Source organism: Bacillus sp. KNSH39 (assembly GCF_052656585.1).
Genome location: NZ_JBQXYO010000001.1, coordinates 1,902,092 through 1,915,463, shown reverse-complemented (window position 1 = coordinate 1,915,463; position 13,372 = coordinate 1,902,092). Strand labels below are relative to the sequence as shown.

Here is a 13,372-nt window from a genome sequence, read left to right as displayed (position 1 = left end):
ATGAAAGCAATTTATCATAATAAAAGGAGAGAGAATATGAGAAGAACAATCATGATTATTTGTCTCGTTCTAAGTATGGTATGGATTTCCGCATGTACTGCTGGAGTAGGAGAAGGTGAGAGTGGTAGCGCTGTACTACCAAGTCAGTTACCTAAAAATGTAGTGTTTAAAAATGGTACAATCTATACTTCAAATGAAAAGCAAGACATCGTAGAGGCTGTAGCCGTTAAAGAGGGGAAAATTATATTTGTTGGTTCAAACAAGGATGTAGAGGGATTTATAAATGAAGATACGAAAGTGGTGGATTTACAAGGACGTTTTATACTTCCTGGTTTTGTGGACAATCATAATCATATATTTGAAGCAAAATCACCAGCAGCAGGAAATTGTAGTGTCTCACCAGATGCTTCTCTGCAAAAACAACGCTCGTATTTAAAGGCTTGTAAAAAAGGTGTGAAAGATGGCGAATGGATAAGTGGAACGGGGTTCAGTTTGGAAGCGTTGTTAAAAGATATGGACGAAAAATCAGAGCAACAAACCCCATTACAAGTTCTTGATGAGTTATTTCCTAATAATCCAGTATTAATTATGGAAAGAACCTCCCATTCTGTATGGGTTAATTCAAAGGCACTCGAGTTAGCTGGAATAAATAAAGATACAAAAGATCCACAAGGTGGAAGGATTATTCGGGATTCCGAGACAGGAGAACCGTTTGGTATTCTTTATGATACAGCAGGAGATATCGTGATGGAAAAAGCATGGAATTCTCAACCAAATCTGTTTGAAAAAAATTATGAAGGTTTATTAGACGGTTTAGATGAGGTTGCAAAGAATGGTATTACTACAGTTGGTGATGGACGTCTTTATTGGAAGCGAGGCTGGTTAGACGTTTGGAATAAAGTAAATGACGAAAAAAAGCTAACGTCACGCGTAGTACTTCGACCATGGGTATATCCAAATTTAAACGAAGCAGAACAAATGGAGTATTTCAAAAAAATTAAGCGTGATGATGTGTCATCCCGTATGCTTATTAATCAAGTGAAAATGTATAGTGATGGAATTAGTATTAATAGCACTGCTAAAACACTAGAAAAATATAAATTTGAATGGTTTACAGGAACTCCGTATGGGTTGAATTATATTCCAGAAGAAAAAATGAAATGGTGGTTAACCGAATTAAATAAAATTGGTTACGGTGCACTTATTCATACAATTGGAGATGCTGGGGTAAGAGAGAGTTTAAATGCGATTGAAGCAGCGAAAAAAGAAGGTGCAAACCAGCCTTATACACTTACGCATGTGGAAATGGTAGAAGATAGTGATATAGATCGTTTTGCTAAGTTAGGTATTAGCGCTGATTTTCAAGTAGGTCATGATTTTACGGAAGATCCAAAACAAAGCTGGGCAAGTACGTATTTTACAAATCAGCAAATGAAACGAATTATGCCGTTAGGGCGAATTTGGAAAACCGGTGCGAATGTATCACTTAGTAGTGATTGGGATGTAAACGAACTGAATCCACTTGTGACGATTTCAAATGCATTAAGCATTGATGAAAAGGGCTTGTCTGATGTATACGCAGCTATTGATGCCTATACAATTAAGCCAGCTAAAGCGCTAGGTCTTGATAACATTACAGGTTCGATTGAAGTAGGCAAATCAGCTGATATGGTATTACTAAATGAAGATATTACTAAAATGAGTGCCGATAAGATTCCGAATGCGAAAGTTTTAGTGACGGTTTTACAAGGAGAAGTAGTGTATCACAAGGAGAAATAAAGAGTCACCTTATAAAGTTGCTACAAGTAAATGAATATATTCCTGTTGACCTTAACACGATGTCAAAGTATAGACTGGACATACATTCATATAAGGGGTGAACACGTATGAGAAATATAGAAAATAGTTTGTATTATATGCCTGCGGAATGGGAGAAACATGAAGGTACATGGCTCCAATGGCCACATGATAAAACACATAGGGGTGAAGGTTACAGAGCTAAGTTAGATGATATTTGGATATCGATGGCAAAGGAGCTTCACTATGGAGAAAATGTCCATATTGTTGTATGTGATGAAGAAGAAAAAATACATGTCCAATCGAAGTTAATGGAAGCTAACGTGAATATGAATAGAATTGATTTCTTAATTCAAGAAACTGATGATATTTGGATAAGAGATAACGGACCAATCTTTGTAAAAGATAAAGAAGGGAACCGCTATCTAACGCACTGGATATTTAATGGTTGGGGAGATAAATATCCGTACGAAAACGACGCTAATATTCCGAATAAAATAAGTGAAATGTATCGCATTCCAAAAGTTGAATCTAGTGTCTGTCTAGAGGGCGGGGGAATTGAGATAAACGGAAACGGGACCTTAATGGCGGCGGAAACGTCTATTATAAATGAAAATCGAAATTCTACACTAAGTCAGAAAGAAATTGAAATGGAGTTAACGAAATATTTAGGAGTAACGAATTTTATATGGATAACTGGTATACGCGGAGAAGATAATTATGATGAAGATACGGATTATCATATTGATGGCGCGGCACGGTTTGTAAATGAAAATACGATACTGTATGAATATGATCCTTTCGGTGAAGGAGAGCCATACCTTTTGGAGGCGTACGAAAAGCATTATCAAGAATTGCGACAAGCGAAAAATATAGATGGAAAGCCATTTCAGCTCATTCCAGTACCAGTAACAAGAAAAGTGGTAAAAGAAGCAGACTGTAAGGGTTCATATTTGAATTTTTATATTGGTAATGAAGTTGTATTGGTACCTATATACGGTGATGAACATGATAAATTAGGGCTTCAAATCATTGAAGGTCAATTTCCAGGGAGAAGAATTGTCGGTATATATGTTAACGAATTGTATGCATACGGTGGTATGATTCATTGTGTGACGCAGCAGCATATAGAATAGAGTAATTCAAATAAAAAGCATGCAGAGCATATACTCTGCATGCTTTTTATAATGTTGAAAACTCCTCAACAAGTTGAGTGAATTGTTTCAATGCACTTTCAATCGGTTCTGGCGTTGTTAAATCGACGCCAGCTTTTTTCAATAAGTTTAATGGGTAGTCTGAACTTCCACCTTTAAGGAATTCAATATAATTTTTCTGAGCATTCGGATCACCGCTTAATAGTTTATCAGCGATTTGAATGGCAGATGCGAATCCAGTTGCATATTTATATACGTAAAACGGGCGATAGAAATGAGGGATTCTAGCCCATCCGTATTTTACTTCTTCATCAAATACAAGTGAATCACCGTTATATTCTTTAAATAGCTTTTCATAAATTTCACTGAATACTTGTGCATTTAATGGTTTACCTTGTTCAGCCATTTCATGTGTGATTTTTTCAAATTCTGCAAACATAATTTGTGTAAAGAAAGTACCTTTAAATTTCTCAATAAAATGGTTAACTAAATGGTTACGTACGTTCGTTTCTTTTGCTTCTTTTAATAAATAGTGAATTAATAACACTTCATTTACTGTTGAAGCGACTTCTGCGACAAAGATAGAATAATGTGCAGAAATTCTTGGTTGGTATCCATGTGAATAGTGCGTATGCATACCGTGTCCGCATTCATGAGTAAGAGTGAACAGGCTGTTTAAATCATCGTGATGATTTAAAAGAATGAAAGGGTGAACACCATATACACCAAAGTTATAAGCACCAGAACGTTTTCCTGGTGTTTCTCTTACGTCTATATATCGTTTATCTTTAAAACTTTTTAATGTCTCAATATATTCTTCTCCTAAAGGAGCTAGTGATGCAATCATAATGTCAAATGCTTCACTATATGGGATGTCTTGTTTTGCACCTTCTACTAAATCGACGCCTAAGTCGTATTGTCTTAGTTCATCTACGTTTAATTTTTCTTTTCGAATTTCATTGTATGTATGTAATGTTTGAATGTTTTTTTTTGTTGTATCAATTAGGTTTTCATATACTTCTTTCGGAACCATATCGCCAAATAATGATTTCTCTAGCGCTGATGGATAGTTTCTTAGCTTCGAAACAGTAACATTATTTTTAATAGCAGCGGATAAAGTAGATGCGATGGAATTCTTTAACTGAACATATGGTTTGTAATATGCTTTATAAGCTTCTTTACGCTTTTCACGATTCGTATCTTCTATTAATTTTGCATACATTCCGCGTGTTAAGTTCACTTTTTCTCCATCGTCATTCGTCACTTCACCAAATAATATATCTGCATTGTTTAACATACCAAATGTGTGCTGTGGAGAAGAAAGAGCTTCACCCATCTGTGATAAAATTTCTTCTTGATCCTTATTCAATACGTGTTTTTTATAACGGTATAATTCAAACAAGTCTTCTTTATAATATTGTAAGCCTTCTGTTTCTTCTATGTAAGAATGTAATGTGCTTTCGTCTATGCTAAGTAAGAAGGGGGAAAAGAAAGATTTCGCCGCACTTACTTTTACGTGTAATTGTGATACTTTATCGACAAGAGATTGCGCGTCAGTATCGCGTGTATCAAGGTCAGATTGTAATCGTGCATAAGCGAACATTAAAGATATTATGCTAGAAATTTCTTCACTCTTCGTTAAATAAGCTAATAAACTATTGCCATCGTGAATATTGCCATTAAACTCGTGTAATTCCTTCGTTAATACTTCAATTTTATGAAAATCACTTTCCCAATCTTCAATTGTATGGTAAATGTCTGTTAAATCCCATTTTTCTATATCAGCTACTTGTAATCGATCTTTAAGTTCTGTCATAATCATTTCCTTTCTAAACATGTAGTTATATTTCTATATAACTATGAAATACAACAAATTGCAAAAAATCCCTGCTGAAAATTGAAAAGCCTTGCTAAAATAACAAGGCTTACATACTTATAGTGTAATTCCGAATTTTGAATGTAAAAGGTTTGTATATTGCATGTCTGTAACGGTTTCTTTCGTTTTTTTACCATTTTTCGCTACTGTAAGGCTATCTTTCGTTAAAGAGGCATGCCCATCTTCAGTTAGTTTTACAATAAGAGGTACTTTATTAAAGGGTGATCCTTCATGTTCAACGATAATTTTTTGTGCTGTATTTGCTTTTTCTTCATCCACTTCTTCTATATAAAATGCATAGCCTAACGTCCAATCATCAGCAGCAGATTGATCCAAGAACTCATTGTTTTTCCGCATCTCTAAAATGTAGTTTCCCTTTTCGGTCATTTCTTTACGAATACGATAATCTCCTGTAGCAGAGTGAATGACTTCACCTGAGAAAGGGACAGGGGCAAGAGGTAAGTATGATCCGAATCCTACTTCAATTAAATAAAGTTCATTATGATGTGTTAAAACGGTTGCGATATGGCCAGAATCAACAGCCCATATGGAGTTTGCAGCGTTATAAACTGTTCCTGAAACGAGATGAACATCGAATCCAGAATCTTTCAGGAAGTAATACATAGTAGGATTGAGTTCATAACAAAGACCGCCACGGTTATTTACTAAAATTTTCTCTTTCAAATTTTCTTTTGATATTTCTTTAAAATTCTTTTCGAGAATATTTAAGTTTTCAAAAGGAACAGTTTGTGCCATTGCGTACATAATGTTAGATAAATCTTCAAATGAAACTGTGTCTTTTTCTTCTATATGTAATCGTGCGAAAAATTGTTTTTGAAAGTCTGTCATCGAAATCCCTCCGTTATGCTTTTATAGGTAAATTGTAAACAATCTTGAATAGGATGTGAAATTAAAACTACGTTGAATATTTGAAATTAGATTAAAAATAATATGGGAGAGTGAGAGATTGCTACTTTACTAACGGTGGGACGAATATTATAATAATTCTGATAAACTATGCAAACGCTTTCTTGGAAGGGGATGGTGTACAGATGTTTAAAAGAATAACAATAGTCGGATTGTCAGTTGTTATGTTTTTACCTAGTATATATGAGGGGAGTAAGGCATATGCAGACACAGTTAACAATGGAACGTTAATGCAGTATTTTGAGTGGTATGCTCCGAATGATGGGAATCATTGGAATCGTTTGCGTACTGATGTTGAAAATTTAGCGGAAAAAGGAATTACATCTGTTTGGATACCACCTGCATATAAAGGAACTACGCAAAATGACGTAGGATATGGAGCATATGATTTATATGATCTGGGGGAATTCAATCAAAAGGGCACAGTGCGGACGAAATATGGGACGAAAGCACAATTGAAATCTGCAATTGACGCTTTACATAAGAAAAACATCGATGTATACGGTGATGTAGTTATGAATCATAAAGGTGGGGCTGATTATACAGAAACTGTAACAGCAGTTGAGGTAGACCCGAGCAATCGAAATGTTGAAGTATCAGGTGATTATGAAATTAGTGCGTGGACGGGATTTAACTTTCCAGGACGTGGAGATTCTTATTCTAATTTCAAATGGAAATGGTATCATTTTGACGGAACGGATTGGGATGAAGGAAGGAAATTAAACCGAATTTATAAATTTAGGGGCATAGGTAAAGCATGGGACTGGGAAGTGTCTAGCGAGAATGGGAATTATGATTATTTGATGTATGCGGATCTTGATTTTGATCATCCAGATGTTGCGAATGAAATGAAAAAATGGGGAACGTGGTATGCGAATGAATTAAATTTAGATGGTTTTCGTTTAGATGCTGTTAAACATATTGATCATGAATATTTGCGCGATTGGGTAAATCATGTTAGACAGCAAACAGGGAAAGAAATGTTTACAGTAGCTGAATATTGGCAAAATGATATCCAGACTTTAAATAATTATTTAGCGAAGGTTAATTATAATCAATCTGTGTTCGATGCACCACTTCATTATAATTTTCATTATGCTTCAACAGAAAATGGAAATTATGATATGAGAAATATTTTAAAAGGAACGGTAGTTGCGAATCATCCTACACTTGCGGTTACTCTAGTTGAAAATCATGATTCACAGCCTGGTCAGTCATTGGAATCTGTAGTGAGCCCTTGGTTCAAACCGCTGGCATATGCATTTATTTTAACGCGTGCAGAGGGGTATCCTTCTGTTTTCTATGGTGATTACTATGGTACAAAAGGAAATAGTAACTATGAAATTCCAGCGTTAAAGGACAAAATTGATCCGATTTTGACGGCACGAAAAAACTTTGCATATGGTACGCAGCGTGATTATTTTGATCATCCGGATGTGATTGGCTGGACAAGAGAAGGTGATAGTGTACATGCTAATTCTGGTTTAGCAACATTAATCTCTGATGGACCAGGAGGGGCGAAGTGGATGGATGTTGGAAAGAATAACGCAGGGGAAGTATGGTACGATATTACGGGTAATCAAACAAATACTGTAACAATTAATAAGGACGGATGGGGGCAGTTCCAAGTAAGTGGAGGATCAGTTTCCATATATGTTCAACAATAATTTGGTGATGAAAAAGAAGAGGTAGACTGAAATATAAGTTTTCCTCTTCTTTTTATATTGTGCATATTTATCCCGCTATTTGTGGGAAGCCCGATTGGTGAGGGCTTATTAAAGTTTCACTTTATTTTTCATAAATCTTTATTGTAATAAAAGAGCTAGTCGACCTTTATAACAACAAGAGAGGCATTGGAATATATAATGTCACCCGTGGCTTCTCTTATTCGTACTCGAAGAACATCCCCTTGATTTAAAGGTAGTAAATCAGTTCTGGCGGATGTAGCTCTCACCCCAGAAGCACCACCAACTCGCGTTTCAATTGCGAATTGAATGGAATCGTTTATTGTAAGATTTAATATACTAGACGATATAGCTTGTATTACAAATACAATTGAAAAGGATACAGAGTACACGCCAGTGGTATCAATTGTAATAGAATTATTTAATGGATTTAGGGTAGTTCCACTAGCAGGTCCTGGAATGGTAAAATTAATATTTGTATTAACTACTGCTGAAAAACCGATTCCTACTTCAGAAGTTATTGTTCCAAATATGGGAAGAATCCCTAAACCTGTAACCCCAGTAGGACCAGTTATTCCGATTCCGGTAGGACCTGTAACCCCAGTAGGACCAGTTATTCCGATTCCGGTAGGACCTGTAACCCCAGTAGGACCAGTTATTCCGATTCCGGTAGGACCTGTAGCCCCAGTAGGACCAGTTATTCCGATTCCGGTAGGACCTGTAGCCCCAGTAGGACCAGTTATTCCGATTCCGGTAGGACCTGTAACCCCAGTAGGACCAGTTATTCCGATTCCGGTAGGACCTGTAACCCCGGTAGGACCAGTTATTCCAATTCCGGTAAAACCTGTCGCGCCGGTAGGTCCTGTGATTCCAGTAGGTCCGGTGGGGAATGTAAATGGTGGAATTGATGGTAGTGTGGGACCGATTAAATTTGGTTCCAGAGCAGGTCCGTGTAAAATACTATACTCTTCATTCATATAGTAAACCTCCTATCATTGCTTGTCATAATTATTAAATGTATTTGGGGAAGTAAATGACATTCGCAATAGCGGAGGCGCTTCTTATAATTTCTCTTCAGCGAATATAGACCTAATTTAAGCAATATTGAAATTTATAGTTACGTACTACTAAAGTATGACACCTTTACTTCTCACGTAACATATAGTATGATGATTTCAATAAATTAGATTTCAATGACTATAATATAAATTAATGAGAGGTGCTTTTTGTGAGTGCGGTAGGTATTAAATAGGAAAAATTTAATGAAATAAATCGGATAAGACCAGGGGATTTTTATGTACATCATACCCCTAATTTTGTCATGCATTTATTTCAAAACCTATGAAGATACCTACAATACTTTATAAAGCGTGTAATAAGGGACTGCCATCTATTTTTTATGGCTTATTTCCTCATACGTTATTACACATGCCTTGTAAATGTAAAAGCTCGGTATGCCGAGCTTTTTTGTATATGTTTTTATTGTATAATTATGGAATTTTATATATGACTCATTGGAATCTAATGAGTAGGTATCTTCATTTATGATAAAAATCAATCATAGTGAGGAGAAACAAAATGAATACGATGACTTTTGAAAAATTACAATATAACGAATTAAAGGATATAGTGAAATCTTATTGTGTAAGTGGATTAGGTAAGGAATTATTAAACAAATTAGAGCCAAGTACGAGTATAAAAGTAGTGAGAAATCGGCTGAATGAAACGACAGAAGCACGAGCTATATTAGATGCAGAAGGGCATGTTCCTTTCTTCGGCATTTCTAATATTGCTAGTACAATTCAAAAATTAGAAAAAGGTATGATTTTAGATCCAGAAGAATTAGTGAGTGTTTCAGACTTTTTACGTGGATGTAGAAAGATTAAAAAGTTTATGTTAGATAAAGAATTTTTTGCACCAGTATTAGCTTCTTATGCAAATTCAATGACTGAATATAAAAGTATTGAAGAGGAAATTAACTTTTCAATTAAAGGAAATAGTATTGATGCAGCTGCAAGTAAAGAGTTAAAACGAATTCGAAATAATATCGATTCTGTAGATGGGAAAATAAAAGAACGTTTAACGAAGTTTTTAAATAGTAGTGCAAATAAGAAATTCATTCAGGAATTCTTTATTAGTAAAAAGGATGACCGTTATACGATTCCAATTAAATCTTCCTATAAAAACCAAGTTGCCGGAAGTATTATTGAAGCCTCGGCAAAAGGTTCTACTGTATTTATAGAACCGCATACGGTTACGAAATTGAATGCAGAACTAGCAGGTTTGAAAGCAGAAGAAGCGGTTGAAGAATATCAAATTTTAGCGACTTTATCAGGGATGGTATTAGAAAATATTTATAGTATAAAGATTAACATGGAGCTAATTAGTCAGTATGATATGGTATTTGCGAAAGCGAAGTTTAGTAAATCGATTGATGGAATAGAACCGAAGTTAAATGATCATGGCTACATTCATTTAGTGAATTGTAAGCATCCGCTTTTAACAGGGCAAGTTGTACCCTTGAATTTTAAAATTGGTCAAGAGTATCGTAGTTTAATTATTACAGGGCCGAATGCGGGCGGAAAGACAATTGTGTTAAAAACGATTGGATTGTTAACATTAGCTACAATGTCAGGTCTTCATATTGCAGGAGATAAAGGGACAGAAATCGCTATTTTTGAAAATGTATTTGTAGATATTGGTGATAATCAAAGTATCGAAAACGCACTAAGTACATTTTCATCTCATATGAAAAATCTTTCTGAGATTATGAGGATGTCAAATAATAATACGTTACTTTTATTTGATGAAATAGGGAGCGGTACAGAGCCAAATGAAGGTGCAGCACTTGCAATTTCTATTTTAGAAGAGTTGTACTTTGCGGGATGTATTACCGTTGCTAGTACGCATTACGGAGAAATTAAACGATTCTCAGAAATGCATGATGACTTTATGAATGCAGCGATGCAGTTTAATAGTGAAACGTTAGAGCCGCTTTATAAATTAGTTATCGGAAAATCAGGAGAAAGTAATGCACTTTGGATTGCGAATAAAATGAACGTAAAAGAACATGTACTGAAAAGGGCGAAAGAGTACATGGGAAATAAAGAGTACGCTTTAGAAAAAGTGAATGAAAGTAAAATTAGAAAACCGAAATTCGTACAAGAAAAAAGAGAATCTCATTATGAGTACAAAATCGGCGATCGTGTTAATTTATTGGATCATGATGATTTTGGTATCATCTATAAGGAAAAAGATAATTTTTATAACGTTGTTGTATATTATAACGGTGAATTCGTTGAAGTAAATGTAAAACGTATTACTTTAGAAGTAGCAGCGAAGGAGTTATATCCAGAAGGATACGATTTAAATACACTATTTGTTGATTATAAAGAAAGAAAAATGCAACACGATATTGAGCGCGGATCGAAAAAGGCACTGCGTAAAATTCAAAAAGAAATAAGAAAGAATAGAGGATAAGTTAAAATGGTAACGATTAGACAAGAACAAAAAAATGATTATAGAAAAACAGAAGAAGTCGTAAAAGAAGCATTTTTAAAGGAAGAATTTAGTGATAAAACAGAACATGAACTTGTAAAACGTATTAGAGAATGTGACGCGTTTGTTCCAGAGTTATCAATTGTTGCGGTAGATGAAGATATAGTTGGTCACATTATGTTATCGAAAATTACAATAGAACAAGATGGAACTTCTGTAGAATCGTTAGCGCTTGCACCAGTTTCAGTTGCTAGGGGTCATCAGAAAAAAGGAATTGGTGGAAAACTGATTGTAGCTGCATTAGAAAAAGCGAAAGAACTTGGATACGGATCAGTTGTAGTATTGGGACATCCAGAGTACTACCCGAAATTTGGTTTTAAGAAAGCAAGTGAGTGGAATATAAAAGCACCGTTTGAAGTGCCTGAAGAGGTATTTATGATAATGGAATTAACAGAAAATTCTCTTCGAGGTGTAAAAGGAATTGTACAATATTCGAGTGCTTTTGCTGAGTAGGAGTAACGGTTAAGAAATGTAATCATAAAAGATGCTATCTTTTTGTATGGATATACAGAAAGATAGCTTTTTTTATTAAGCGGATCTACTGACGTATATTTTGCTCAATGAATAATTGAGGTGGTAAAATTGATATAGAAACGTAAAGGGAGAGAATGAAATGAATAAGCGAGAAACAGATAGCAATGAGAATGCAGTTACGTTATATGTTACAAGACACGGTAAAACAATATTAAATACGAATCATCGCGCGCAAGGTTGGGCTGATTCTCCATTAGTAGAAAAAGGTGTTGAAGTTGCCACAAATTTAGGGACAGGATTAAAAGATATTCATTTTATGAATGCATATAGTAGTGATAGCGGCCGCGCAATTGAAACTGCTAATTTAGTATTAAAATATAGTGAGCAATCAAAATTAAAACTTGAGCAAAGAAAAGATTTGCGAGAATTAAATTTCGGTATTTTTGAAGGTGAAAAACTTGAGAATATGTGGGATGTGGTTGGAAAAGCTGCAGGCGTTGCATCACCAGAAGAACTTATGAAGTTTTCTATTCAAGAAGTGATTAATCTTATTAGAGTAGCAGATCCTACAAAACAGGCGGAAGATTGGGAATTATTTTCTACTCGCATAAAAGCTGAGATAGATAAAATTAGTGAAGAAGCTGCTGGAAATGGTGGCGGTAACGTTTTAGTTGTCGTTCATGGGCTTTTGATTACTACCTTAATAGAAATGTTAGACAGTAGCAAAACAAAACTTGGGGTGGAAAATGCTAGTGTGACGAAAATTGTATACCAAGATGGAACATACACAGTCGAGTCGGTTGGAGATATGAGTTATGTTGCAAAAGGGAAAGAAAGTGTGGAAATATAATTAAATCTCAAATAGAAATAAGAAAAGGAAGGTAGAGAAATCTAGCTTCCTTTTCATTTTGTGAATTATGGGATTAATAAAATCTTCCCTGTGCTTTTACGGCTCTCTAATAATTCATGAGCAAGAGCACCGTCTTGTAAAGAGAATGTAGTAGGATTTGAAATGTTTAATTTTCCAGTTGCGATCCAATCGAATAATTGAGTAGATCGTTTTTTACGTTCTTCATAAGTGGTAAGCACGTTCCAAAGGTCTCCACCAGTTAAAGTTTTTGAAGTATCCATAAGCATACGCGGATCAACTGGCGCAGGATTACCACCAGCCATTCCGTAAAATACGACAGTACCGCCAATTTTAGTAGCGTTAAAACTTTCCCCTAATGTAGAACCTACTGATTCATACACAACATTTACTCCAGTTCCATTAGTCATTTCCAGTACTTTCATATGCCATGCTTCGGTATATAAAAATACGTGATCGGCACCAGCTAATGTAGCTATCTTTGCTTTTTCTTTTGATGATGTAAGACCAATTACTGTTCCGCCCTGTAGTTTAATCATTTGAATAAGAAGTTGACCGACGCCACCAGCTGCAGCGTGTACTAAAGCTATATCACCTTGTTTTAGTTGATAGCTATCGTGCGTTAAATAATGTGCAGTTAATCCTTGTAATAAGACAGAAGCGGCTGTTTCAAAAGAAATAGAATCTGGTAGTGGGATTACTTTTTCAGATGGAACGGCAACTAGTTCTGCATTTGCAAATGGGACGTCCGCAAATGCAATACGGTCTCCTAGGTTGATAGTAGTAACGTCAGCTCCTACTTTTTCAACAATTCCAGCTCCTTCATAACCTAATACATAAGGCGGATTGCCAGCAAGATGATAATCGCCGCGGCGTCTATAAATATCAGCAAAGTTTAATCCGATTGCTTTCGTGCGGACAAGAATTTCATTTGGACTTATGATTGGATTGTGTATTTCTTTATAGTGTAGAACATTAGCGTCTCCGAATGTTTCGAAATAAAGTGCTTTCATATGGAATACCTCCATTTATA

Annotated in this window: 10 protein-coding genes; 6 read left to right on the top strand and 4 right to left on the bottom strand. The window is 35.3% G+C overall.

What is annotated here, in order from left to right:
• Positions 1-36: 36 nt before the first annotated feature.
• Positions 37-1,779, top strand: coding sequence for an amidohydrolase (locus ACUL40_RS09690; protein WP_065211563.1), 1,743 nt, complete (start codon positions 37-39; stop codon positions 1,777-1,779).
• Positions 1,780-1,886: 107 nt separating this feature from the next.
• Positions 1,887-2,933, top strand: coding sequence for an agmatine deiminase family protein (locus ACUL40_RS09685; protein ID WP_065211564.1), 1,047 nt, complete (start codon positions 1,887-1,889; stop codon positions 2,931-2,933).
• Between the two features lie 46 nt (positions 2,934-2,979).
• On the opposite strand, the gene pepF is transcribed toward ACUL40_RS09685, so the two are convergent.
• A complete protein-coding gene (gene pepF, locus ACUL40_RS09680; protein ID WP_000137537.1) occupies positions 2,980-4,767 on the bottom strand; it encodes an oligoendopeptidase F in 1,788 nt (595 codons plus the stop codon).
• A 117-nt stretch (positions 4,768-4,884) separates the two neighbouring features.
• Positions 4,885-5,676, bottom strand: coding sequence for an arylamine N-acetyltransferase family protein (locus ACUL40_RS09675; protein WP_000129192.1), 792 nt, complete (start codon positions 5,674-5,676; stop codon positions 4,885-4,887).
• Between the two features lie 203 nt (positions 5,677-5,879).
• Between ACUL40_RS09675 and amyS the strand changes: the two genes are divergently transcribed.
• Positions 5,880-7,421: an alpha-amylase gene (amyS, locus tag ACUL40_RS09670; protein ID WP_065211565.1), complete on the top strand. Its 1,542-nt coding sequence runs from the start codon at positions 5,880-5,882 to the stop codon at positions 7,419-7,421.
• Positions 7,422-7,576: 155 nt separating this feature from the next.
• Here amyS and ACUL40_RS09665 read toward each other — a convergent pair whose 3' ends face one another.
• On the bottom strand, positions 7,577-8,416 hold the full coding sequence (locus ACUL40_RS09665) for an exosporium leader peptide-containing protein (protein ID WP_445423146.1): 840 nt from the start codon (positions 8,414-8,416) through the stop codon (positions 7,577-7,579).
• 601 nt (positions 8,417-9,017) lie between these two features.
• On the opposite strand from ACUL40_RS09665, the gene ACUL40_RS09660 reads away from it, so the two are divergent.
• The 3 genes from ACUL40_RS09660 (at position 9,018) to ACUL40_RS09650 (ending at position 12,321) form a co-directional block, all read left to right on the top strand.
• Entirely contained in the window at positions 9,018-10,919 is a 1,902-nt protein-coding gene (locus ACUL40_RS09660; RefSeq protein ID WP_001095187.1) for an endonuclease MutS2, read from the top strand.
• A gap of 6 nt (positions 10,920-10,925) precedes the next feature.
• A complete protein-coding gene (locus ACUL40_RS09655; RefSeq protein WP_000256470.1) occupies positions 10,926-11,450 on the top strand; it encodes a GNAT family N-acetyltransferase in 525 nt (174 codons plus the stop codon).
• A 160-nt stretch (positions 11,451-11,610) separates the two neighbouring features.
• Positions 11,611-12,321 (top strand): histidine phosphatase family protein, encoded by a 711-nt coding sequence (locus ACUL40_RS09650; RefSeq protein ID WP_001042044.1) that lies wholly within the window; start codon positions 11,611-11,613, stop codon positions 12,319-12,321.
• A 65-nt stretch (positions 12,322-12,386) separates the two neighbouring features.
• On the opposite strand, the gene ACUL40_RS09645 is transcribed toward ACUL40_RS09650, so the two are convergent.
• Positions 12,387-13,352 carry a quinone oxidoreductase family protein gene (locus ACUL40_RS09645; RefSeq protein WP_445422813.1) on the bottom strand — a complete coding sequence of 322 codons (966 nt, stop codon included), beginning with the start codon at positions 13,350-13,352 and terminating at the stop codon, positions 12,387-12,389.
• Positions 13,353-13,372: the final 20 nt, after the last annotated feature.

Bases quoted from the DNA above. Each gene is read 5' to 3' on its own strand.
- ACUL40_RS09690 (WP_065211563.1), top strand. From the start codon at position 37: ATGAGAAGAACAATCATGATTATTTGTCTCGTTCTAAGTATGGTATGG.
- ACUL40_RS09685 (WP_065211564.1), top strand. From the start codon at position 1,887: ATGAGAAATATAGAAAATAGTTTGTATTATATGCCTGCGGAATGGGAG.
- pepF (WP_000137537.1), bottom strand. From the start codon at position 4,767: ATGACAGAACTTAAAGATCGATTACAAGTAGCTGATATAGAAAAATGG.
- ACUL40_RS09675 (WP_000129192.1), bottom strand. From the start codon at position 5,676: ATGACAGACTTTCAAAAACAATTTTTCGCACGATTACATATAGAAGAA.
- amyS (WP_065211565.1), top strand. From the start codon at position 5,880: ATGTTTAAAAGAATAACAATAGTCGGATTGTCAGTTGTTATGTTTTTA.
- ACUL40_RS09665 (WP_445423146.1), bottom strand. From the start codon at position 8,416: ATGAATGAAGAGTATAGTATTTTACACGGACCTGCTCTGGAACCAAAT.
- ACUL40_RS09660 (WP_001095187.1), top strand. From the start codon at position 9,018: ATGAATACGATGACTTTTGAAAAATTACAATATAACGAATTAAAGGAT.
- ACUL40_RS09655 (WP_000256470.1), top strand. From the start codon at position 10,926: ATGGTAACGATTAGACAAGAACAAAAAAATGATTATAGAAAAACAGAA.
- ACUL40_RS09650 (WP_001042044.1), top strand. From the start codon at position 11,611: ATGAATAAGCGAGAAACAGATAGCAATGAGAATGCAGTTACGTTATAT.
- ACUL40_RS09645 (WP_445422813.1), bottom strand. From the start codon at position 13,352: ATGAAAGCACTTTATTTCGAAACATTCGGAGACGCTAATGTTCTACAC.